Genomic DNA, 22461 nt, shown 5'->3' with positions numbered 1-22461 from the left:
CAAATTCGACACTGTTACGTTACTTACACCTCATCGGCCACGATCCGCGGGAAGCGCAGCAATTCCTGTCCACCGGCTGTTGCCAGCCGTCTCGGCAAAAATTCCTGCATCGACCGCGTTGGGAGCGAGAGCCTGGCGCGGCTTGCAAGCGTCCGCGAGCCTTGCCCGCAACGCCGAAAGCGCCAGTTGGCCCTGGCTGCCGACACGATCCACCGCGCCGATCAAGAGCCTAACTTACTGAAAACAAATACTATTTACGAAACAGAACTAGCTTGCCAAAGCACACAATACTTAGCATTTAATTATAGCACGCGAAAAATGTTTTTCCAGTGCGCGCCATACCCTCAGGGCAAGGTTAGCGATTCACCAACTCGGCATCGCGTTCGCGTTCCAGCTCGCCCTGCTCCTGCATGATTTCGCGGTAGCGTACACCAATTTTCTCCGATGGCAAACCCGACGCAAACAATTGCTGCAATTCCGCCTTCAAGGCATTCAATTTGATCTCGCGGATGGTGCTCACCAGCCATGACAATTCGCTGTCGTAGTCGGATTCCGTACCGGCCGCGATCTCGCCGATGATCTCGTCGTATTCGCTGCCCAGCTCCTTCAACTGCTGCGCCAGCGCGGCAAAACTGCCGTGCTCGCCCAGCGCCTGGCCCACGGCCACCAGCTGCCCCAGGCTGTGCGCCGCATCCGGCCCCAGGTGCTGGAAGGCGGTCAGCGCCGCTTCATCGATGCGCAAGGTCAAGGGCGGATGTGCCACCAGCATGCGCATGATCTTCAATTCAAGACCCACGGGCACGGGACGGCCCGATTTCGGCGGCGCGCGGTGCGCCACGGCAACGGGTTTGGCCAGCTCGAACAGGGCTTCGATCTCGGCCGGCGTGGACTGCGTCAACTGCGCCAGGCCGCGCACGATCTGCAGGCGCAGCGACGACGGCGCCATCAGCTGCAGCAGGGGCTTGGCGTCGAACTGCACGCGGGCGCGCCCTTCCGGTTCCGACAGATCATGCTCGCCCGACACTTCTTTCAACAAGAATTGCGACAGCGGCATGGCTTCATGCACCTGCTGCTCAAAACCCTCGGCACCGAATTCGCGGATATAGCTGTCCGGATCGTGTTCCGACGGCAAGAACAGGAATTTGATCGTTTTATTGTCCGACACGTGGGCCAGGCTCGCTTCCAGCGCGCGGCGCGCGGCGCGGCGGCCGGCCTTGTCGCCATCGAAGCTGAAAATCACGTTATCGGTCTGGCGCAGCAGTTTCTGCACGTGGGTGGGCGTGCACGCCGTGCCCAGGGTGGCCACCGCTTGCGGGAAACCCATCTGCGCCAGCGCCACCACGTCCATATACCCTTCCGTCACCAGCACGTAGCCGGCGTCGCGGATGGCCTGGCGCGCCTCGAACAGCCCATATAGTTCGAATCCCTTGGAAAACAAGGGGGTTTCCGGCGAATTCAGGTATTTCGGCTCGCCATGGTCGAGTACGCGGCCGCCAAAGGCGATGACCTGGCCCTTGGTATTACGAATCGGAAACATGATGCGTTCACGGAAACGGTCGTAGCGCTTGCGGTTGTTGCCCTCTTCATCGACCTTGTCGATCACGAGACCGGCCTCGGCCAGGGCCACCACGTCGTAATCGGGGAAGACGGAACGCAGATTGTCCCAGCCGCCGGGCGCGAAACCCATACCGAAGCGAGCGGCCACTTCGCCCGTCAAGCCCCGGTTTTTGAGGTAGGCGATGGCTTCCGGCGCGTGGCGCAATTGCCCCCGGTAATAATCGCACGCCTGCGTCATGGCGTCGGACAGGGCCAGGCTTTGTGCCTGGATCTGCGCGCGCTGGGCCGGCGGGATCTTGTCGTCCGCTTCCGGCACGACCATGCCCACGTTTTGCGCCAGGTCCTTGACGGCGTCGACAAACCCCATCCCCGAGTATTCGATCAGGAAGCCGATCGAGGTGCCATGCGCGCCACAGCCGAAGCAGTGGTAGAACTGCTTGGTGGGGCTGACGGTAAAGCTGGGCGACTTTTCACTGTGGAACGGGCACAAGCCCATGAAATTGGCGCCGCCTTTTTTCAGCTGCACATAGCGCCCCACGACGTCGACGATATCGACGCGGTTGAGCAAATCGGAAATGAAGGATTGAGGTATCACTGGCGAGGGCGGGTCTTGTTATAGGTCAGACTATACTACCGCACGTGGCCGGAGGTTGAGCCAGGTCAACGTGTGGGCGATTGAGCGGCTGCCAGCGCGACGGCTGGCAGCCCTTGCTACTATTGTTGCTTACGCGGCCGGCGTCAAGGCTTTCTTGACCAGCGCGGAGACCACGGTCATGTCGGCGCGGCCAGCCAGCTTCGGCTTGACGATGGCCATGACCTTGCCCATGTCTTGCGGACCGGCGGCGCCCGAGGCGGCCACGGCGGCAGCCACTTCGGCCGCCACTTCTTCATCCGACAGACCGGCAGGCATGTAGCCGATCAGGTGCACCAGCTCGGCTTTTTCGATGTCGGCCAGGTCGGCACGGCCACCGGCTTCGAACTGGGTGATCGAATCCTTGCGCTGCTTGATCATTTTTTCCACGATGGCCGTCACGTGGGCATCCGTCAATTCGATGCGCTCGTCGACTTCCTTGCGCTTGATTTCCGCCAGCAACAGGCGAATCGTGCCCAGCTTGCCCGCTTCCTTGGCGCGCATGGCGTTTTTCATGTCTTCGGTAATTTGTTCTTTCAAGCTCATGGCAATCCTCGTGTTGGTAAGTAGGGTTCGATGCTCGTGCAGGCACTCCAAGCAGGCGGCCACAAAAGCGAAAACCCGCTGCGGCGAACCGGAGCGGGTATGCGACTCATCTGAAGTATCACTCCAGGCGAATCAAAACAAAACCCGTGGCGAACAATGCGCCGAACTACCCGGGTTGGTTCTGACTGAACAGTCTTAGAATAATTTTTTCGGCAGTTGTTGGCTGCGGATGCGTTTGTAATGACGCTTGACAGCAGCTGCCAGCTTGCGCTTGCGCTCAGCTGTTGGCTTTTCGTAGAATTCGCGAGCGCGCAATTCGGTCAGCAGACCCGTTTTTTCGATGGTGCGTTTGAAGCGACGCATTGCGACTTCGAACGGCTCGTTTTCTTTAAGGCGAATAGTGGTCATGTAAAATTCAAACCGTTGAGGTGGTGTATAGGAAGAGATAGATAGTAGCAGCTTTTATTCGGAAAGGGAAGCCCCTCCCCCACTTGCGTGCGGCATGCAGCCTGCGGTCGCTGCCGGAATGTGGCGTAAACCACGCACCGGGATCGGCGCACCGGGCGCCAAAACCCCATATTACAGAGTAGCTTACTGCAAGGCAATACCTGCCGCCACGCCGGAAGCCCAGGCCCACTGGAAGTTGTAGCCGCCCAGCCAGCCCGTCACGTCGACCGACTCGCCGATGAAATACAGGCCCGGCACTTTATTGGCCATCATGGTCTGCTGCGACAGTTCGCGCGTGTCGATGCCGCCGCGCGTCACTTCCGCCTTGCGGTAGCCTTCGGAACCGTTCGGCACGATGGACCAGGCATTGATGGCCTGGCCCAGCTTGCGCAACTGCGCGTCGGGCATGTCGGCGATGCGCGCGTCCGGCGCCAGGCCGTTCGTGGCAAGCAGGCAGTCGGCCAGGCGCTGCGGCAGCCATTGGGCAACGATATTGCCCAACTGCTTCTTCAGTGTGCCCTTGCCTTCGATCAAGGTCTGCGCCACATCGACTTCCGGCAACAGGTTGATGACGATGGGCTCGCCCGGCAGCCAGTAGCTGGAAATCTGCAAAATCGCCGGACCGGACAGGCCGCGATGCGTGAACAGCAAATCTTCGCGAAAACGCGCGCCCGTGGCCTTGCGGCCTTTCAGGCTGCCCGTTTCCACATCCACTTCCAGCGCGATGCCGGACAATTCCGCGAACGGCGCCCAGCTGGCCGGGTCGAACGTCAGCGGCACCAGGGCCGGACGCGGCTCGACCATTGCCAGACCGAATTGCTTGGCGATGCGATAGGCAAAGTCGGTGGCGCCGATCTTCGGGATCGACAGGCCGCCCGTGGCGATGACGATGCTGGCCGTTTCGATGTCGCCGCTGTCCGTCTGCAGCACGAAGCCGCCGTCGTCTTGCTGGACAACATTGTCGATCTTGCATGGCATGCGCCAGTGCACGCCGCCGGTGGCGCACTCGTCCTTGAGCATGTCGATGATCTGCTCGGCCGATTCATTACAGAATTGCTGGCCCTTGTGCTTTTCGTGGTAACCGATCCGGTATTTTTTCACCAGGGCGAGGAAATCCTGCGGCGTGTAGCGCGACAGCGCGCTCTTGCAGAAATGCGGGTTTTCCGAGAGGAAATTTTGTGGGGTGGCGTTAATATTGGTGAAATTACACCGTCCGCCACCCGAGATGCGGATCTTTTCGGCCAGCTTGGCCGCGTGATCGATCAACACCACACGCTTGCCTTGATGGGCGGCAACAGCCGCACACATCATGCCGGCCGCGCCCGCGCCGATCACTGCCACATCAAATTGTTTTGCCATAAGAATTCCGGTCACCGCTGATTACAAAGACGCCATTGTAAACTGCGGCGGCGCGGCTAGCGCGGCCGTGCCGCAATCTGCCGCGATGTCGTCAAGCATTGCTCCACCTGTTCGGCGATCGACGGCGGCACGGGCACCTCGCCGCGCAGCACGGCCGCGATCCAGGCCGCCGTGGTGGCCGCGTCGCGCTCGGCCGGCAAATGCGGCAACTCTTCCACCAGCAACTGCTTTTCCACCAGCACCGTGCGCTCGCCGTCGTGGAACCAGTCGATCTGCTGCGCCTTGTTGGCGTTGGCCACCGTTTCGCCTTCCGTGCCGCGCATCAGGAAGGCGTCGCCGCGCGCGGGATCGCAGGCAGTCAGGAAATATTCACCGAGCATTTCCAGGTACTCGGGATGCGTGTACGACACCAGGCGCAGGGCGGGCCCGGCGAACGGCTGCATGATTTTCACGAGGGTGTGCGTGGAATTGCGCACGCCCAGCACGCGCCGCAGCGACAGCATGTGCGCCAGGCGCGGCGCCAGCGCCTCGATGGGCAGGAAGGCCGCTTCGCCGCGCGCCATGGCGGCCTCGGCTTGCGCATGGTCCGGCGAGGCGGGCACACCCAGCGCGGCCAGTACCTCGGCCGTCGTGATGCGGCCCGGGTCGCTGGTGACGCCATGCACGAGCACGGGTGCGCCCGCGCGCGCCAGCAGCAGCGCCAGCAAGGCCGTCAGGTTCGCCATCTTGCGCGCGCCGTTGTAGCTGGGAATGATGATGGGCGCGAATTCGCCTGCCGGCGCGGCCAGCGGGACGAACGAGGCTTCGGCAGCGTCGAGGAAGCCGGCGATCTCGTCCACGGACTCGCCCTTGATGCGCATCGACAACAAAATGCCGCCCAGTTCCAGGTCCGACACGCGGCCCTCGAGCATGGCACGGTACAGGGCGCGAGCATCGTCGCGCGTCATGCTGCGCGCGCCGTTCTTGCCGCGTCCTATTTCTTTGATGAAACGTGCTGCAGGGAATGGCTCGCCGGCCACATCGGTATGGGGGATGGAAACAGTCGTCATGGCGCCAGCTTACACGGATTTTTCCCCTTGCAGACGGGCTGAAGGATGCCATAGGCGCCGATGCAACAGTCTTTCCAGCTATTTTTTTGATGAATGTGCTTCGCGCCTGCATCCAAACGCGCCGCCGCTGCGTATAAGACTGCACAGGGGGAACTCATCATGGAACACGCGATCAAACAGGAAACGGCCTTCGTCGGCATCGAAACGGGCAAACTGCTGCTGAAAGCCGTGCTGCGCTCGGGCGGCGACGTGCTGTGCAAGGTGCTGGAAAACGACATGGCCGGCTACCGCTGGCTGCGCAGCTGGCTGCAAAGGAACGACGTGCCCGTCATGGGCTTGCGCGTCTGCATGCGCCTCGACGCCCCGTACAGCGAGACGCCAGCACGCATGCTGGCCGACATGGGCATGCTGGTCTGCGATGCCCAGCCCGCGCAGCTGGCAGACTATCTGCGCAGTCAAGGTTTGCCCGAGGATGCGGCGCACGGCGCCGTGGTGCTGGCCAATTACTGCGAGGACAAACGCCCCGCTGGCTGGACGCCGCCCTCGCCCGCCTATGTGGAACTGCGCTTGTGGCTGCGCCGCCTGCATGCCATCGCAGGCGTGCGCAAGCAGGAGTCGGCGCGCCTCGACGTCTATCTGCGAGCTGGCCAGCATGCGCTGCACGCCCTGTTGCGCCAGCAAATCGCCTGCCTGGACGCGCAGATACGCCAGCATGAAACTGCCATCCTCGCGCACGTGCGGCGCCATCCCGGCCTGCCCCGGCCGCCCGAGCTGGCCGGCAACTACCAGCGCATCGCCCGCTACAGCGTTGGCGCCAGCGTGACCGGCGGCCATTGAGCGTCCGGGAGCATGGGGCCGGCGGCGTGCCGGCCCTGCCATAAAAACAACTCATGCATTCCCGTTTTGGCCCCAACCCCGCTGCCAGGCCGCATTTCCGCTACACTATTGCCTCTTAAAGAACGCAATAGCGAAAGCCGAGCCAGAATCATGAATACGCCAGACATCGAAAATATCAACGTCACCTCTTTCGCGCCCATGCCGACACCGGCCGAACTGCACGCCAAGCTGCCCTTGTCGGAAAGCGCCTTCGACACCGTCAGCCGCGGCCGCGAAGCGCTGCGCAACATCATCGACCGCAAGGACCAGCGCCTGTTCGTCGTCGTCGGTCCGTGCTCGATCCACGACCCCGTCGCCGGCCTCGATTACGCGCGCCGCCTGAAAGCGCTGCAAGAGGAAGTCAAGGATACGATGCTGCTGGTGATGCGCGTGTATTTCGAGAAACCGCGTACCACCACGGGCTGGAAGGGCTATATCAACGACCCGTACATGGACGATTCGTTCAAGGTCAACGAAGGCATGGAAAAGGCGCGCCAGTTCCTGCTCGACGTGTGCGAACTGGGCCTGCCCACCGCCACCGAAGCGCTGGACCCGATCTCGCCGCAATACCTGGGCGACTTGATCGCCTGGACGGCCATCGGCGCGCGCACGACCGAATCGCAGACGCACCGCGAAATGTCGTCGGGCCTGTCGACACCGGTCGGCTTCAAGAACGGCACCGATGGCGACATCAGCATCGCGGTGAACGCGATCCTGTCGTCGGCGCACCCGCACTCCTTCCTGGGCATTAACGCCGAAGGCAACGTCGCCATCGTGCGCACGCGCGGCAACGCGTATGGCCACGTGGTGCTGCGCGGCGGCGACGGCCGCCCGAACTACGATTCCGTCTCGATCGCCATCGCCGAACAGGCGCTGGCCAAGGCCAAGCTGCCGGCCAACCTGGTGGTCGACTGCTCGCACGCGAACAGCTATAAAAAGCCGGAACTGCAGCCGCTGGTGATGGGCGACGTGGTCAACCAGATCCGCCAAGGCAACCGCTCGCTGGTGGGCGTGATGATCGAATCGAACATCGTCGGCGGCAACCAGAAGATCCCGCAAGACCTGTCGCAACTGACCTACGGCTGCTCCGTCACGGACGGCTGCATCGACTGGGACACGACGGCCACCATGCTGCGCGACGCGCATGCGCACCTGCTCAATCGCCCTGCGTAAAATATACCGCCAACAATGTTGTCGGATTACGGCCCTGTGGGCCTAACCCGACCTACCCGGCCGGCCGGCCGCGTCAATACGTAGGTCGGCTTAGCGCGTAGCGCGTAAGCCGACACATCACTGCAGACAAAGTACGGCGCCCTGTGCGCCGTTTTTGCTTTTCCCTTCATCACGCCATCTGCACATGCGGCAGCACGGCGAACGATCCCGCCAGCGCCTGCTCCGCCTTGCTGGCCGGGATATTCAGTTCATTGATGTCCAGGTAGATGCGCCCGTCGAGGATGCGCACGGCGTACATGCGCGCCATGCCCTGCACGGGCGCCACCAGGCGGCCCGAATCGAGCTCGATGATCCAGCCGTTCTTCGGCCCCATCAGGTTTTTCTCCATCAGCACCCCCTGCGCCAGCGGGCCGCCCAGGCAGGGCACCGTGTCGAGCAGCGCGTAGACCGTATCATCCACCGCGCGAAACAGCGCCACGCCGGGCAAATCCTGCCACGCCAGCCCCCGCTGTACCATGCGCGCGCCCGCCAGCGGCATGTCCTTCAGGCGGCAAATCATTTTCCATTGTTCCGGCATCGCAAGCTCCCTTGAAAAAGGCACACGCTTGCCTAAGCAAGAGCGGTGCCAGTACCGGTACAGGCGCAAAGCAGCCGGAATCGCGGGCAAAACCGGCACGCGCCGCACTGCGCAAGTGCACACTGCCGCCGAAATGGTGCGCCGGCCGCACGGTGGACTGCCCGGCTTTCCTTTACAATGGCGGATTACTCCTCCCTATTCAGTACCTTCATGATTGTTCTTGGCGTCGAATCCTCCTGTGACGAAACCGGCCTGGCCTTGTACGACACGCAACGCGGCCTGCTGTCGCACGCCCTCTATTCGCAAGTCGCCATGCACGAGCAGTACGGCGGCGTGGTGCCGGAACTGGCGTCGCGCGACCATATCCGCCGCGCCATCCCGCTGCTCGAAGAGACCCTGACGAAGGCCGGCATCGGCCTGTCCGAAATCGATGCCATCGCCTACACGCAGGGTCCGGGACTGGCCGGCGCGCTGCTGGTGGGATCGTCCGTCGCCTGCAGCCTGGGCCTGGCCATCAACAAGCCGGTGCTGGGCATCCACCACCTGGAAGGCCATTTGCTGTCGCCGCTGCTGGCGTCCGAGCCGCCGGAATTCCCCTTCATCGCCCTGCTGGTGTCGGGCGGCCACACGCAGCTGATGCGCGTCGATGGCGTGGGTCAGTACACGATGCTGGGCGAAACCCTCGACGATGCGGCCGGCGAGGCGTTCGACAAGTCGGCCAAGCTGCTGGGACTCGGTTACCCGGGCGGCCCCGCCATTTCGCGCCTGGCCGAATTCGGCGACCCGCTGGCATATAAACTGCCGCGCCCCATGCTGCACTCGAAGGATTTCAACTTCAGCTTTTCCGGCCTGAAGACGGCCGTGCTGACGGTGGTGAAAAACCATGAAGAAAAAGTCATCGCCAATATCTGCGAGCAGGACAAGGCGAACATCGCACGGGGCTTCGTCGACGCCATCGTCGACGTGCTGACGGCCAAGTGCGTGTCGGCCCTCAAGCACACGGGCTTGAAACGCCTGGTGATCGCCGGCGGCGTGGGCGCCAACGCGCAGCTGCGCGCCTCGCTCAATGCGGCCGCCGCCAAGAAGCGTTTTAAAGTGTATTACCCGGAGCTGGAATTCTGTACGGACAACGGCGCCATGATCGCCTTTGCCGGCGCCATGCGCCTGCAGATCAACCCGGCCGCCGCCAAGCACGATTACTCGTTCAACGTGCGCCCGCGCTGGCCGCTCGACGAAATCCGCGAAGTCTGATCACGCCAGCAGGAAGTTGCGCGCGCCCGCCAGGGCCGCGCCCTCTTCCACCGTTTCATCCTTCAAGTCCACGCCCGACAACTGCTGGCTGAACGCCTGCGACAGCAAATAGTGCAGCCGGTACGCGGCTGGCGCATACGCCAGCCCCTCGGGGCGCACGTTCGAGATGCAGTTGCGGCGCTCGTCCAGCAAACCTGCCTTGGGCGCCCACGTCAGGTACAGGCCCAGGCTGTCCGGGGAACTCAAGCCAGGCCGCTCGCCGATCAGCACCAGCACGGCCCGCGCTTTTATCAATTCCCCTACCTCGTCGCCGATAGCCACCCGCCCCTGCGCCACAATGTGCACGGGCGACAGCGTCCACGCTTCCAGCGCCAGCCGTTCGCGCAAAGCGGCCAGGAACGGCGCCGCGTGGCGCTGCACGGCCAGCGCCGACAGGCCATCGGCCGCCGCCAGCGCCAGGTCCACTCCCGTCGTACCAGCGGCCAGGCGCGCCCGTGAAGCATCGTCGAGCCGGCGCCCCAGGTCGGGGCGTTGCAGATAGTCGGCACGCGTGGCGGCGGCGCTGTGCAGATGCACGCTGGCTTGCCCCTGCGCGGCCAGGGTGCTTGCCAGGGCTTCGCCATCGAGCGCCAGGTGCACGGCGTCGCGCGCCTGCGCGTGGGCCAGCTGAAACGCCAGTTGCGCGCGGGTCGGCACGCTCACGCCGCGGCGCCCCAGCGCGATGCGCGCCGCCGTATGCGCGCGCAGCGCCTGCCACAGATGGTTTTCGTCCATGCATATCCCCTAGGCATCCAGGCGCAGCAGGGCTGCCTGGAAGGCCGGCGCCAGCGCCGTGTTCAGATTTCCCTGCGCATCCGTGATCTGCATGCGCGCCAGCCAGGCCGCGAATTCGGGCGCGGGACGCAGGCCCAGCACGCGACGCGCATACAGGGCGTCGTGGAACGAGGTGCTCTGGTAGCCGAGCATGATGTCGTCCGCGCCCGGCACGCCCATGATGAAATTGCAGCCGGCCACACCCAGCATGGTCAGCAAGGCATCCATGTCGTCCTGGTCCGCTTCCGCGTGGTTGGTGTAGCACACGTCGCAGCCCATGGGCAGCCCAAGCAGCTTGGCGCAGAAATGGTCTTCCAGCCCCGCGCGCATGATCTGCTTGCCGTCGTACAGGTATTCGGGGCCGATGAAGCCCACCACGGAATTGACCAGCAGCGGCTGATACGCGCGCGCCACCGCATACGCGCGCGCCTCGCACGTCTGCTGGTCCATGCCGTGGTGGGCGCCGGCCGACAGGGCGCTGCCCTGCCCCGTCTCGAAATACATGACGTTGCTGCCCACCCTGCCGCGCCCCAGCGACAGGGCCGCCGCCTGTCCCTCGGCCAGCAGGGCCAGGTCGATGCCGAAGCTGCGGTTGGCCGCCTGCGTGCCCGCCACCGACTGGAACACCAGGTCGACGGGTGCGCCGCGGCGTATCGCCTCGAGCGTATTGGTGATGTGCGTGAGCACGCAGGACTGCGTGGGAATCTGATATTGAGCTATGACGGCGTCGAGCAGCTGCAGCAGCGAGACCACCTGCGCCACATTGTCGGTGGCGGGATTGATGCCGATCACGGCGTCGCCGCTGCCCAGCAGCAGGCCATCGAGCACCGACGCCGCGATGCCCGTGGCGTCATCCGTCGGGTGGTTCGGCTGCAGCCGCGCGGACAGACGCCCTTCCAGGCCCAGGGTATTGCGGAAAGCCGTGACGACACGGCACTTGCGGGCCACCAGCACCAGGTCCTGCAGGCGCATGATTTTCGAGACGGCGGCCGCCATTTCCGGCGTGATGCCGGCGGCGACGCGTGCCAGCGTTGGCGTATCCGTCGCGTCATCGAGCAGCCAGTCGCGAAAGTCGCCCACGCACAGGTGGGCAATCGGCGCAAACGCGGTGCGCGCGTGGGTGTCGATGATCAGGCGCGTGACTTCATCGTCCTCATACGGCACCAGCGCCTCATTGAGAAAGGCCGACAGCGGCACCTCGGCCAGCGCCAGTTGCGCCGCCACCCGCTCGCGCGCGCTGGCGGCCGCCACCCCGGCCAGCACGTCGCCCGAACGGGGCGGCGTGGCCTTGGCCAGCAGCTCCTTCAGGCTGGCAAACTGGTAAACATGGCTGTCTATCGTATGGCTGAAGCGGGGCATGGACTTCTCCTGTGGGGTCAGAGACCCGCCGGGTCTGACCCCGGAGCATGCCTATTCTACGCCCGGAGCAACGCGATACCACCCCACGTCACAAACTGCGCAGCGCCCCTTCCAGCTGCGGATAGCGGAAGACAAAGCCGTCGGCTAATAGCCGGCGCGGGGCGACCCGCTGGCCTTCCACCAGCAAGTCTGCCTGCTCGCCCAGCAAGGCGCGCATGACGAAGGCCGGCGTGGGCACGATGCTGGGGCGGTGCAGCACGGTGCCCGCCACCTGGGCAAAGCGGCGCTGCTCGATCGCTTCCGGCGCGCAGAAGTTATACGCGCCGCTCACCGCGCCCTGTTCGCTGCGGCGCGCCAGATGGGCGATGGCGCGGATGACGTCGCGCACGTGCACCCACGTGACCCACTGCTTGCCGCTGCCCAGCGGGCCCCCCACGCCGAAACGGACCGGCAGCAGCATCTGCGGCAGCGAACCCTGGTGGCCGAAGACGAGACCGAAGCGCATGCAGCCCACCTGCACGCCAAATTTTTCCGCCTCGCGCGCCGCCGCTTCCCATTCCTGGCACAGCTGCGACATGAAGATGGCTTGCGGCGCGCTGTCCTCCGTCAATTCAGTCGCGTCGCCCTGCGGCTGCACGCCGTAGTAGCCGATGGCCGACGCCGACAGCAGTACCCTCGGCTTGTGCTGGGCGCGGGCGATCCACGCCACCAGGTCCTGCGTCAGCGCCACGCGGCTGCGGCGCAGGGCCGCCTTGCGCGCATCCGTCCAGCGCTTGCCGACGATGCGCGCGCCGGCCAGGTTGACCACCATGTCGATGCGCCGTGCATCCGCCAGCTCGTCGAACGACCGGATGCAGCGCACCTGGCCGTTAAACGTCCACGCGGCCTGTTTCGGCTGGCGCGTCAGCACCGTCACCGCATGGCCGTCGGCCAGCAAGGCGCTGACCAGCTGCTGGCCGATGAAACCCGTGGCGCCCGTCACCAGCACGGACTGCGGCGCGGCGGCAAAATGCAGGTGCTCCTCCTGCTCCTGCTTCTCCTGCACCTTGCGCCGGCCCAGCTGCCACACGGCGTACGCGTCGCGCAGGCCGGACAGGCCCACGCCCGCGCCGCACAGGGCGAGGAAGACGCTGAGCCAGCCATATGGCTGCCATACGAGGGCCGTCGGCAAGGTCGCCCAGTCGCTGCTGTTCAGGGCCAGCAGGGCGATGAAGGCGCCCGCATTGATCGCCAGCACCGTGTGCGTGACCCGCTCCGTGGCGGGCAAGAGGCGGGTCTGGTCTTCGACGACGAAATCCCACAGGGTGAGCACGATTTCCACGCCAAACACGATCACCAGCACCCAGGCCCAGGCGCCGTGCCACTCCCAGGCGGCCAGGCCCACGAACAGCAGGCTGTAGATCAGCGCGCGTGTGGCATGGATGGTCAGTTCCAGGCGCGCCGAGGCCTTTTGCGGCAGCGCTTCCGTGATTTCATGGTGATAGATGGTGTCGAAGGCGCCCAGGCAGCCTTGCGCCGCCATCAGTTGCAGGGCCAGCAGATGCGTATTCATGGTGTCTCCTTCATTTCCGGTGCGGCGGATTCGCGGAACACGCCGACCTGGGTGAATGTGGTGCCAAACAGGGCGTGGCGGATCTCGATGCGGATGTTGAACTGCTGCGGCGTATCGTTGCGGTGGCACAGATAGGTCTTGCCGGGCGTGAGCACGCCGGGCAGCGGCAGGCGCCAGCCGAAAAGATCCCAAAAATAGCCATCGCTGGTGAAATGCAGGTTGCCATCTTCCACGTGCAGCACCAGCTTCATGCCCAGGCCCATGCCAACGTATTCGAGCACTTCGCCTTTTGCGCTTTCGGCCATGTAGGACGTGAAGCGGATCGGCGCGCGGCCATGCAGGCGGTAGGTGCGCTGCTTGAAGATGAAGGGGCAGCCGGGGCGCGAATACACTTCGATATCGACGGGGAAGTCGTGGTCGTCATGCGGGATCAGGGCGCCGTCGATGAAGGGGCGCGTGAGCCAGCCCAGCACCTTGCCCAGGCGCGAGCTCGTGAGCTCACTGAGCTCGCCCCGGTAGTACAGGGGCTGGCCCGGCGCGGGATTTTTCTCGAAGCGGCGCCGGATGTCCGGGTGCAGGGTGAGCCACCGCTCGCCCATGACCTTCTTGAACAGCTCTCCTTCCGAGGGGCCGTTCATGCTTTTCCCGGCTTGCCAGGCTTATCGTCCGGGCTGAGGAACTTGGCCACCTTGCCGCCCATCGACAGCATGCGCTGCAGGGTCGCCGGCGGCAGGTTCTTGTAGTCGCTGTAGGTGGCGCTGAGCATTTCCAGGAAAGCCAGCACTTCGCCCATGCGCGCCAGCGTCTCAGGCGGTATCGCCGCATCGTGTTCGCCCTCGATCGCGCATTCGCGCAGCACCGTCAGGGTGGGGTCGATCTCGCGCCGCTTGCGCTCTTCCATGATGACGCGGAAGATTTCCCACACATCCTGCAAGGCGACGAAATGGTCGCGCCGGTCCCCCATCACGTGCGTGATGCGGACCAGGCCCCAGCTTTGCAATTCCTTCAGGCTGTTGCTGACGTTCGAGCGGGCCACGTTCAGGCTGGCCGCGATATCTTCCGCCGTCAGCGGTTCATTGGCCAGGAACAGCAGCGCGTGGATCTGCGCCACCGTGCGGTTGACGCCCCAGCGGGTGCCCATCTCCCCCCAGTGCAGAATATATTTCTGCGTAGTCGGACTCAATTCCATGGTTTTCTCTTATTTCTGTCGTTACAGAAATGTAAGATGAAACAGAAGTCCAGTCAAGCGCGATTCGTCAGGACTGGGCGGGCGGCTGGCCCATGGCGCGCAGAAATTGCTGCTGCGAGGCGTGCAGCTGGCCGTAACCGAGTTCGCGGTACACGAGGCCGTGGCGCGGCGCCAGTTCGGCCAGGATGCGCGCCAGCGCCGGGTAGTGGCGGTGGCTCCAGGTGGGGAACAGATGGTGCGTCAGGTGCAAATTCAATCCGCCGAGCCAGTAACCGAGCCAGCGCAACGCGCGCGGCTTCGGCGTCCAGTCGCAGGCCGTGTAAAACGTGTGCTGGTACCAGTCGTGCGGCAAGGTGCCGTCCTGGCCCGGCTGGAAAAACTCCACTTCAGCCCAGTGCGTGCCGAGGATCAGCGCCACCAGCGCGCACGAGGCGAGCATCTGGCCCACGAAATACGCGCCCAGCACCACGCCCCAGCCGATGCCGTGCTGCTGCAGCACCCACATGGGCAGCGCCAGCACCAGCGCCACGTGACCGAGCTTCCAGCCCAGGAACGACAGCCAGCCGCGCCAGCCCTGCAAGCGGCTGTGCTCGGCCACGGGCGTCTTGCCGAAGCGGTCCAGCCAGTCGCCATACCAGTTCAGATACGGCAGCGACAGGGCCGCCACCACGGGCCAATACAGGTATTGATAGCGGTACTGGGGCGCCCAGCGTTGGAACGGCGTCTGGCGCAGGAAGGGGTTCGGCTCCGTATCGAGGTCATAGCCTTCCACGTTCGCATACGTGTGATGGAAATGCACGTGGCGGATGGTCCAGAAATCCGTGTCCACGCCTACGGGCAAGCCCACGAGGCGGATCAGGATGCGATTCAGGCGTCCCTGGCGGAAGACGGCGCTGTGGGCCGCGTCGTGCAGGGTATTCATGGCCAGCGCCATGGCCGCGACCAGGCAGGCGACATAGCTGGCGACAAACGGCCAGGTGCTGCCGGCGCTCAAGGCCAGCGCATACAGCCCCGCCGCCAGCGCGGCCAGGAACACGGTTTTCGCGTGCAGGCGCCAGTCGCCGAAGCGGTGCTTTCCCTCGCTGGCGAGGTAGGCGTCGGCGCGCGCGCGCAGTTCGCGGCGGAAGGCGGAATCGCGGGCGGGCTGGAAGCGCAGCGGCGGCAGGGAAGGCACAGGCGTCACGCGCGCGTCCCCGCCGCCGCCGGCCACCACAGGCGGCGCGCGCCGTCGAGGCCATGCGCCAGCAGCGCGGCCAGGAACACCATGCCCCACACGTCGCGCGCGCCATACCAGCCCAGATACAGGGCCGGCATGGCCACGGCGATGGCGACCCAGGCAATGGCGCCCCAGCGGCGCGCATCCGACAGGCCGCCCAGCGCCAGGGTGCCGCCAAAAATCAGCGCGAACAGGATGGCTTGCTGCGCGCCGGCCAGCACCGCTTCGTGGTTGACGTAATAGATCACGAGGCCAAACAGGATCACGCCGCCGATGCCGATGAACAGTTCGGGCACCTCGAAAGTGCCGCGCGACTGCCAGTGGGGAAAGCGCGCGCGCAGCCATTTGAACAGCTTGCCGTTGCTGGCCAGGAGCGGATTATGCGTTTGCGTCATGCCCTTCACGCCATAGCGCATTTCCACGCCTTCGAGTTCGGGCTGGAAGCTGCCGAACAGCCTGTCCCACAGCAGCAGGGTACCGCCGAAATTGCGGTTGATGTAGCGTTTATCGGTGCCGTGGTGCACGCGGTGGTGCGAGGGCGTGACCATGAACTTGTCGAGGATGCCGGACTTGTTCACCAGCGCATTGTGGTTATAGAACTGCACCGTGTAATGCAGGGACGAGACGACGAGGAAGATTTCCAGCGGCACGCCCAGCACGGCCAGGATGGCGATGAACGGGAAATTCGTCAGCGACGAATACCAGGAATTGCGCACGCCCAGCGACAGGTTGAAATGCTCGCCCTGGTGGTGCACCACGTGCACGGCCCACAGCAAGGGGATCTTATGGTGCAGCCGGTGCATCCAGTAAAAGCACAAATCCCAGGCAAAGAATGCGAACACCCACTGCGCGGCCACGGGCCACTGGTCGACGATGTGCAGGTTCACATGGCGCAGCAGCAGGGCGAAGGCCGCCACTTCCACGCCGCGGAACACCCACATCAATATGTGGCCGGAATTGAGGTTGAAGATCACGTCCTTCCACGGCACGGGGGTCTTGCGTACCCATTTGAGGATCAGCAGTTCGGCCAGCACGAAGGCCAGCATGACAAGGAAAGAGAGGGCAAAGGGGTTCATCATGATGCGGTTTCAGTAGAAATGACGCGGTGAGCCGTCCAGAATACCTGCATTTTCGCCAGCATGCCGCCAGCGATGCCGACAGCCAGGCCGGCGGCCAGGTCGATGCTCACGTGCCGGCGCAGCGCGATGATGGCGTAGCAAATGGCCACGCCCAGCACCACGGCCAGCGCGGAGCGGACCAGGTGGCGCTTGTCGCACAGGGCCCACACGCACAGCAAGGTCAGGGCGCCATGCAGCGAGGGCAGGCAATTTTGCGCGGAATCCGCCGCCTGCAGCATGCGCAGCGCCTGCGTGCTCCAGGCACTGCCCTCGCCCACGGGCGGATACGCGAGCGTCGTCGGATACAGCAGGAAGACCACGCCGCACATGACGGCGGAAAGCGCCATGGCGCGCGCCAGCCAGCGCACCCTCGCCGCATCGGCCGCCAGGTAGGCGTACGGGATCAGGATGAAGAAGGACAGATACAGCCAGATGGCAGAGTCGCTGTAGGGAATGGCGCGGTCCAGCGCCGTTTCCGGCAAGAGTATCCCCTGCCCTTGCAGCACATCGCTGGAAAAATACACGAGGCCGACGCTGCCCCAGCCGGCCAGCAGGTGCAGCAGGCGGCAAGCTAAAGTCATGGAAGAAGGATTCATGCAGTCGCAAGGCGCCGGATGCGGCGCCGTTTCATGGTGGGGTCAAAGGGAGGCAATTCACCGCTCGTCGTCCAGACCAGGCTGTCGACGGCCACGCCCAGGCCGCGCAGCACCGCCGCCAGGTGATCGCGCAAGGCAGCCAGGCCAGCGTCGTCGAGGGCCGCGTGCAGCTGCAAGGCGCTGTCGCCCGATTGCAGCAGGCGGTAGTCGGCGTCCGCCGGCAAGGCTTGCGCGAACGCGCGCGTCAAGACGTCGGCAAACACGGCGACGGCGGCGCCGCCGCGTGCAGACGGAAGCAGCAGCATGTCGTCGCAGCGCCCTTCGATGCCGTCGATGGCGCGCGTGGCGCGGCCGCACGGGCATGGCGTGGCGCGCGCGACCAGGATATCGTCCAGGCGATAGCGCACGATGGGCTGCGTGATGCGCGTGAAATCCGTAATCACGGGCACAAAACGACGCTGTTCCGCATCGAGCCATTGCGGCTCGATGTGCACGTATTCCTCGTTCAGGTGCAGCACGCCGTGTTCGCAGCTGCTGGCGAGGAAACCCTCGGTCGCCTGATAGATTTCATGCACGGCGCCGAACGCCTGCACGATCAGCGCGCGGTCCTGCGCTTCCAGCACTTCAGCCACGGAGATGACTTTTTTCGGCGCCAGCACCAGGCTGCCGTCGATGACGCGCAGCGCCAGCTGGCGCAGCACCTGGGCCGGCGCGACGATGACGGACGGTTGATAGTGCGCCAGCTGCGCGCACAGGCTGTCGAACGGTGCGAACAGGTCGTAAAAGGCAAACGTGAGCCACGGCGAGCGCACTGCCGTGTACAGATTGCTGTTCGCGCGCAGGAACAGCGCCACCTTTTCGCCGGAAAACAGGCCGTCGGGCAGCGCCTTGGCCAGCATCACGCCCGCCCATTGGGCCTTTTCGCGGGGGCTGACGGTAAACACGGCGCGCCGCGACGACGTGCCAGAGGATAACCCCACCGTGATGTCGCCGACGGCGGGCGTGAAGTCGCGGCTATGCTCGGCCGCCATGGCCGCATCCATCGCCTGCGCCAACGTGATTCCCTCGGTATTCATGGCGTCGAAATGCTCGAGCATCAGCGCCTTGTTCATCGTCGGCCACTGCGCCAGGGGCAGATCGCGGAACGGGGCGAAGTAAGCGCTGCGCGCGCACAGGGTGTCGATGAAACGGGCCAGTTGCTTCCGCTGGTAGGCGTCGAGCTGCGCGCGGCTGGCGAAACGCAGGCGGCGCGTGCGCCAGTACGACAGCAACAGCCAGACAATACGCTTCACGGGCGGCCCGCCACTGGCAAATAATCGTTGCTGTCTTCATGCGTGATGCGGATCTGCGCCTGGCCCGACTGGTGCAGCTGGTGCAGGCGGTTCAGGGTGGCGTAGTACGGCGCGCGCTTGTGCTGGATGAGGAACGACAGTTCGGACGGTCCGCGCAGCTGCTGGAAGCTTTCCGGCACCCAGGCCGCGTCCGACGCCAGCAGGGTCCAGCCGCCGTCCTGCAGCACGAAGGCGCCCAGGTGGCCGATGGCGTGGCCGGGCAAGTCGACGATGTAGATCTCGCCCGTGCCGCTGACGTCGCGCCCGTGCGTAAACGGCAGCAGGGCGGCCGGCAAGGCCGTCTCGGGCACGCTTTCGACGAAATCCAGGCGGTCAGAGATATCGTTCGGCAGCAGCTCGGGCACGAAGGCATGGCGCACGGCGGACACGCCGGACAAGCCGCGCACGGCGTCCCAGCCCGTTTTGGAGGCCATCAGCCGCGCGCCGGGAAAGTCGCGCAGGCCGGCGATATGATCGGCGTGGAAGTGCGACAGCAGCAAGGTGTGGATGTCGCCGGGCGATACGCCATGCGCGCGCAGCTGGCCGTGCAACGACTCATTCTCGTCGAACGAGATGGGCGTGACCCACGCATACATGCGGTACACGCCTTTCGACGTGGCGGCGCGGAAGTGCTCGGCATACCCCGTGTCCCACAGGTACAGGCCCGCGCGCGTTTCGATCAGGTAGGCGCGCGAAGGGAAGCAACGGCTGGCCAGCCCGCTGCCTTTCAAGACCATGCACGACGGATGGGTGCAGTGGCCGACGCGAAATGCGGTGATGCTAGCCATTGCGCTCCTTGCCCACCTTGTGCGCCGCCGCTTCCTGGCGCATCCACTGCGCCGTGCGGGCGATGCCGTCCTGCAGGCTGACGACGGGACGGTAGCCGAGCACCTTGCGCGCCTTGGCGTTATCGAGCGTCATGTCAAAACTGAGCGCGCCGATGCTGTAGGGCGTCAATGAGGGCTCGCGGCGCGTGAAGCGCGAGGCGAACTGCATCAGGCGCGCCGCCAGCGCCAGCACGCGGTAAGGCACGCTGACGATTTCGAACGGCTGCTGCAGATGGTCGCAGAACAGGCTGCGCAAAATGTCGCACAGGCGCGCCGGCTCGCCATTCGTGATGTTGAAGGCGGCGCCCGAAGCGATGGTCTTGTGCACGGTGGCCAGCCACATCGCATGCACGACATTGTCGACATAGGTGACGTCGATGGTGGCCGCGCCGCCATTGGGCAGCGGCAGCTTGCCGCCGCGCTCCTGCAGCACCCTCGCCAGGCGCGGGATCAGCACCTGGTCGTGCGGGCCGAAGATGGCGCGCGGGCGCAGGATCACGCACGTCATGCCGCGGTGGCGGTCGACGCACTCCTGCACCAGTTTTTCCGCCATCGCCTTCGAACGCGCGTACGCGTTGACGAAAGCGTCGGGGCGGAAGGTTTCCGGCACCTCGTAGCGGTTGCGGTAGTCGAAATAGATGGCCGGGGTCGAGATGTGCACGAAGCGCGCCACGTGCAGGCTGGCGGCCGCGCGCAACAGCTGGGCCGTGGCCGTGACGTTGGCGGCGATGAAGTCGCGTTCCGCGCCCCACGGCGAGGACAGCGCGGCACAGTGCCAGACGGTGTCCATGCCGCGCACCAGTTCATCGACCTGGCGCGGCGTCGCTTGCGCCAGGTCGAGCGCCACGAATTGCGCGCCCATGCGTTCGAGCTCGCGGCCCACGGCGGCGTTGCGGCCCGTGGCGCGCACTTCCACGCCCTGCGCCAGCAGGGTGCGCACGGCATTGCGCCCCAAGCCGCCCGTCGCTCCCGTGACCAGTATCCGCCTCATCGCACCACCTTCACAGGTCAAGAATCATGCCGCCGATGGTCAGGCCCGCGGCCGTACCCATCATCAGCAAACGCTGGCCTGCCACTGCCCGCCCCGTCATCACCGCCTCGTGCAGGGCGGTGGGCAGGGACGCGGCCACCTGGTTGCCATGCGTTTCAAAGATCTTGATGATTTTAGCATCGGGAACGTCGAGGATGCGCGCCGCATGCGCGAGGCCCAGCGGGCTGGCCTGGTGCGGCACTACCACGTCGATTTTATCCAGTCCCGCGCCCGATTCCTGCATGAGTTCCGTCAGGAAATCCGGCATCACCTTGACGGCCAGGCGGAACACGGCCTTGCCATCCATGCGGAACAGGTAGTCGCCCGGTTCGCAGCCGTTGCGGGGGTTGCGCTCGGTACCGCCGCCGCGGATTTCGCAGTAGCGCCGCCCTTCCGGATACGTGCCCATCTTGTAGGCGCGGATGCCGGCGCTGCCGTCACCGCGCTCGACGATGACAGCGGCGGCGCCGTCGCCAAAGATCATCGACGCTTCCGGCTCGCTCCAGTCGACGCCGCGCGAGGCCAGGTCGGACGAGACGATGGCGATGCGGCGGTAGGCGCCGCCGGCCAGCATGGACGCGGCCACGCGAAAAGCGGCCATGAAACTGAGGCAACTGGCGTTGACGTCGAAGCTTTGCGTGCCTGGCGGCAAGCCCGCATGTTCGGCCACGAAGCAGGCCGTGTTCGGCAAGGCTTGCTCGGGCACGCCGCAGGCGCAGATCAGCAAGTCGATGTCGGCCGGACGCAGGCTGGCATTCTTCAGCGCGTCGAGCAGGGCGGCGGCGCCCAGCTGGCTTTGCGATTCATCGGGCGCGGCGACAAAGCGCGACAGCACGCCGCTCTTGCGCAGGGTATAGCCAGCCGGATGCCCCAATTTCAGGTCCAGACTGGCGGAAGTCACACTATGCGACGGCACGGCTTTGCCCGTCGCGATCAGGCGAACTGGAATCATGTTGGCCTTAACAAAGTAAAGTAAATAGGGTTATGAATTAATCACGTGCCAGCGGCGGCAATGCGACCCCGCAGTTCTTGCAGAAATTGGCATCGTCATCGAGCCCTTCTTTCAGACACGTGGGGCAGGTACGCGTGGTGACCAGCTTGGAGCTGCGCTGCACCGTCATTTCGGCACTGATAATGCCGGTAGGCACGGCCAGGATGCCCCAGCCGAGCAGCATCATCAGCGAAGCGATGGTGCGCCCGATGTCGGTGCGCGGCGTGATATCGCCGAAACCGACCGTGGTCATGGTGCTGATGGCCCAATAAATCGACGTGGGAATACTGCTGAAACCGTTATCGGGCCCTTCCACGACATACATCACGGTACCCAGCAGAAAGACCACCATCATGACAAAAGACAAGAAAATGAGGATCTTGCGCCGGCTGGCCAGCAAGGCCCGCCCCAGCACCGTGTATTCATGCACATACGAGGTGAGCTTGAGGATACGGAACATGCGCAGCAGCCGCAAAATGCGCACGTCGATCAGCACGTGCGCACCCGGCAGCAGCAAGCCGATATAGGTCGGCACGATGGCCAGCAAGTCGATAATGCCGAAAAAACTCTTGGCGTAGCGCACCGGATGCTGCAGGCACGACAGGCGGGCGAAATATTCGATGGTAAATAAAATGGTAAAAAACCATTCGAGCGCCGTCAGCCAGGTGCCATAGCGCTCGGCCACGGAGGCGACACTGCTGAGCACGACCACCGTCACGCTGATCAGGATGGCGGCGATCAGCAGCAGGTCGAAAGCGCGGCCCGTGCGCGTTTCCGCCTCGAAAATGACGGTGTACACCCGCTCGCGCCAGCCCCGCTCGGGCTTGCCGTATTTCTGTTGCGTTTCCTGCGCCGCCAGTTGCTGCGGCGTCAGGGGTGCCGCGCCGCTCTTCGTCGCGGCTTTCATGTGGGTAGTGTGCTCATATACTATTATTGTATAGATAATTGACAAAGCACGGCGATACGCACGTTT

Annotated in this window: 22 protein-coding genes; 3 read left to right on the top strand and 19 right to left on the bottom strand. The window is 64.6% G+C overall.

Annotation, left to right across the window (positions count from 1 at the left end; translation table 11 throughout):
* Positions 1-355 precede the first annotated feature (355 nt).
* The 5 genes from dnaG to ybiB form a co-directional block, all read right to left on the bottom strand.
* Positions 356-2152 carry a DNA primase gene (dnaG, locus tag AC1RBA_RS22370; RefSeq protein ID WP_070287782.1) on the bottom strand — a complete coding sequence of 599 codons (1797 nt, stop codon included), beginning with the start codon at positions 2150-2152 and terminating at the stop codon, positions 356-358.
* Between the two features lie 129 nt (positions 2153-2281).
* A complete protein-coding gene (locus tag AC1RBA_RS22365; RefSeq protein WP_070287781.1) occupies positions 2282-2734 on the bottom strand; it encodes a GatB/YqeY domain-containing protein in 453 nt (150 codons plus the stop codon).
* Positions 2735-2929: 195 nt separating this feature from the next.
* Positions 2930-3142, bottom strand: coding sequence for a 30S ribosomal protein S21 (gene rpsU, locus AC1RBA_RS22360; protein ID WP_008451879.1), 213 nt, complete (start codon positions 3140-3142; stop codon positions 2930-2932).
* A 183-nt stretch (positions 3143-3325) separates the two neighbouring features.
* Positions 3326-4540: a BaiN/RdsA family NAD(P)/FAD-dependent oxidoreductase gene (locus AC1RBA_RS22355; protein ID WP_492419865.1), complete on the bottom strand. Its 1215-nt coding sequence runs from the start codon at positions 4538-4540 to the stop codon at positions 3326-3328.
* A 56-nt stretch (positions 4541-4596) separates the two neighbouring features.
* Complete coding sequence (ybiB, locus tag AC1RBA_RS22350; RefSeq protein WP_492419864.1) at positions 4597-5589, bottom strand: DNA-binding protein YbiB; 993 nt, start codon at positions 5587-5589, stop codon at positions 4597-4599.
* A 159-nt stretch (positions 5590-5748) separates the two neighbouring features.
* Here ybiB and AC1RBA_RS22345 point away from each other — a divergent pair, with 159 nt between their 5' ends.
* Both AC1RBA_RS22345 and AC1RBA_RS22340 read left to right on the top strand, forming a co-directional pair.
* Complete coding sequence (locus AC1RBA_RS22345) at positions 5749-6426, top strand: hypothetical protein (protein WP_141749880.1); 678 nt, start codon at positions 5749-5751, stop codon at positions 6424-6426.
* Between the two features lie 150 nt (positions 6427-6576).
* Positions 6577-7638: a 3-deoxy-7-phosphoheptulonate synthase gene (locus tag AC1RBA_RS22340; protein ID WP_070223112.1), complete on the top strand. Its 1062-nt coding sequence runs from the start codon at positions 6577-6579 to the stop codon at positions 7636-7638.
* 169 nt (positions 7639-7807) lie between these two features.
* Here the strand turns inward: AC1RBA_RS22340 and AC1RBA_RS22335 are convergent, their stop codons facing one another.
* Positions 7808-8215 carry a nitrite reductase (NAD(P)H) small subunit gene (locus AC1RBA_RS22335; protein WP_070310537.1) on the bottom strand — a complete coding sequence of 136 codons (408 nt, stop codon included), beginning with the start codon at positions 8213-8215 and terminating at the stop codon, positions 7808-7810.
* Positions 8216-8425: 210 nt separating this feature from the next.
* Between AC1RBA_RS22335 and tsaD the strand changes: the two genes are divergently transcribed.
* On the top strand, positions 8426-9466 hold the full coding sequence (tsaD, locus tag AC1RBA_RS22330) for a tRNA (adenosine(37)-N6)-threonylcarbamoyltransferase complex transferase subunit TsaD (protein ID WP_070287772.1): 1041 nt from the start codon (positions 8426-8428) through the stop codon (positions 9464-9466).
* On the opposite strand, the gene eutC is transcribed toward tsaD, so the two are convergent.
* The 13 genes from eutC to AC1RBA_RS22265 all read right to left on the bottom strand — a co-directional run bounded on the left by eutC (position 9467) and on the right by AC1RBA_RS22265 (position 22395).
* Positions 9467-10240 (bottom strand): ethanolamine ammonia-lyase subunit EutC, encoded by a 774-nt coding sequence (gene eutC, locus AC1RBA_RS22325; protein ID WP_492419863.1) that lies wholly within the window; start codon positions 10238-10240, stop codon positions 9467-9469.
* Positions 10241-10249: 9 nt separating this feature from the next.
* Positions 10250-11638, bottom strand: a complete 1389-nt coding sequence (locus AC1RBA_RS22320) for an ethanolamine ammonia-lyase subunit EutB (protein ID WP_492419862.1) — start codon at positions 11636-11638, stop codon at positions 10250-10252.
* A gap of 88 nt (positions 11639-11726) precedes the next feature.
* Complete coding sequence (locus AC1RBA_RS22315; protein WP_492419861.1) at positions 11727-13190, bottom strand: TIGR01777 family oxidoreductase; 1464 nt, start codon at positions 13188-13190, stop codon at positions 11727-11729.
* Positions 13187-13828 carry a DUF4166 domain-containing protein gene (locus AC1RBA_RS22310; RefSeq protein WP_099409669.1) on the bottom strand — a complete coding sequence of 214 codons (642 nt, stop codon included), beginning with the start codon at positions 13826-13828 and terminating at the stop codon, positions 13187-13189. Before AC1RBA_RS22310 ends, AC1RBA_RS22315 begins: the two co-directional genes overlap by 4 nt.
* Positions 13825-14379 carry a GbsR/MarR family transcriptional regulator gene (locus tag AC1RBA_RS22305; RefSeq protein WP_492419860.1) on the bottom strand — a complete coding sequence of 185 codons (555 nt, stop codon included), beginning with the start codon at positions 14377-14379 and terminating at the stop codon, positions 13825-13827. The genes AC1RBA_RS22310 and AC1RBA_RS22305 overlap by 4 nt, the downstream gene beginning before the upstream one ends.
* Positions 14380-14446: 67 nt before the next feature.
* Positions 14447-15562, bottom strand: coding sequence for a fatty acid desaturase family protein (locus AC1RBA_RS22300; protein WP_492419859.1), 1116 nt, complete (start codon positions 15560-15562; stop codon positions 14447-14449).
* Positions 15559-16674 (bottom strand): sterol desaturase family protein, encoded by a 1116-nt coding sequence (locus AC1RBA_RS22295; protein WP_492419858.1) that lies wholly within the window; start codon positions 16672-16674, stop codon positions 15559-15561. Before AC1RBA_RS22295 ends, AC1RBA_RS22300 begins: the two co-directional genes overlap by 4 nt.
* Positions 16671-17309 (bottom strand): phosphatase PAP2 family protein, encoded by a 639-nt coding sequence (locus AC1RBA_RS22290; RefSeq protein WP_492419857.1) that lies wholly within the window; start codon positions 17307-17309, stop codon positions 16671-16673. Before AC1RBA_RS22290 ends, AC1RBA_RS22295 begins: the two co-directional genes overlap by 4 nt.
* A complete protein-coding gene (locus AC1RBA_RS22285; protein WP_492419856.1) occupies positions 17306-18601 on the bottom strand; it encodes a F390 synthetase-related protein in 1296 nt (431 codons plus the stop codon). Before AC1RBA_RS22285 ends, AC1RBA_RS22290 begins: the two co-directional genes overlap by 4 nt.
* Positions 18598-19428, bottom strand: a complete 831-nt coding sequence (locus AC1RBA_RS22280; protein ID WP_492419855.1) for an MBL fold metallo-hydrolase — start codon at positions 19426-19428, stop codon at positions 18598-18600. The genes AC1RBA_RS22285 and AC1RBA_RS22280 overlap by 4 nt, the downstream gene beginning before the upstream one ends.
* Positions 19421-20458: an NAD-dependent epimerase/dehydratase family protein gene (locus tag AC1RBA_RS22275; RefSeq protein WP_121670388.1), complete on the bottom strand. Its 1038-nt coding sequence runs from the start codon at positions 20456-20458 to the stop codon at positions 19421-19423. The genes AC1RBA_RS22280 and AC1RBA_RS22275 overlap by 8 nt, the downstream gene beginning before the upstream one ends.
* A 10-nt stretch (positions 20459-20468) precedes the next feature.
* Positions 20469-21449 carry a 3-oxoacyl-[acyl-carrier-protein] synthase III C-terminal domain-containing protein gene (locus AC1RBA_RS22270; RefSeq protein WP_492419854.1) on the bottom strand — a complete coding sequence of 327 codons (981 nt, stop codon included), beginning with the start codon at positions 21447-21449 and terminating at the stop codon, positions 20469-20471.
* Between the two features lie 37 nt (positions 21450-21486).
* Positions 21487-22395, bottom strand: coding sequence for an ion transporter (locus tag AC1RBA_RS22265; RefSeq protein WP_070287754.1), 909 nt, complete (start codon positions 22393-22395; stop codon positions 21487-21489).
* Between the last annotated feature and the right edge of the window lie 66 nt (positions 22396-22461).

It is taken from the genome of Janthinobacterium sp. GW823-FHT03B06 (assembly GCF_058796955.1).
Note: the sequence above shows the minus strand (reverse complement) of the source record. Positions and strands in the feature narration are given on the sequence as shown.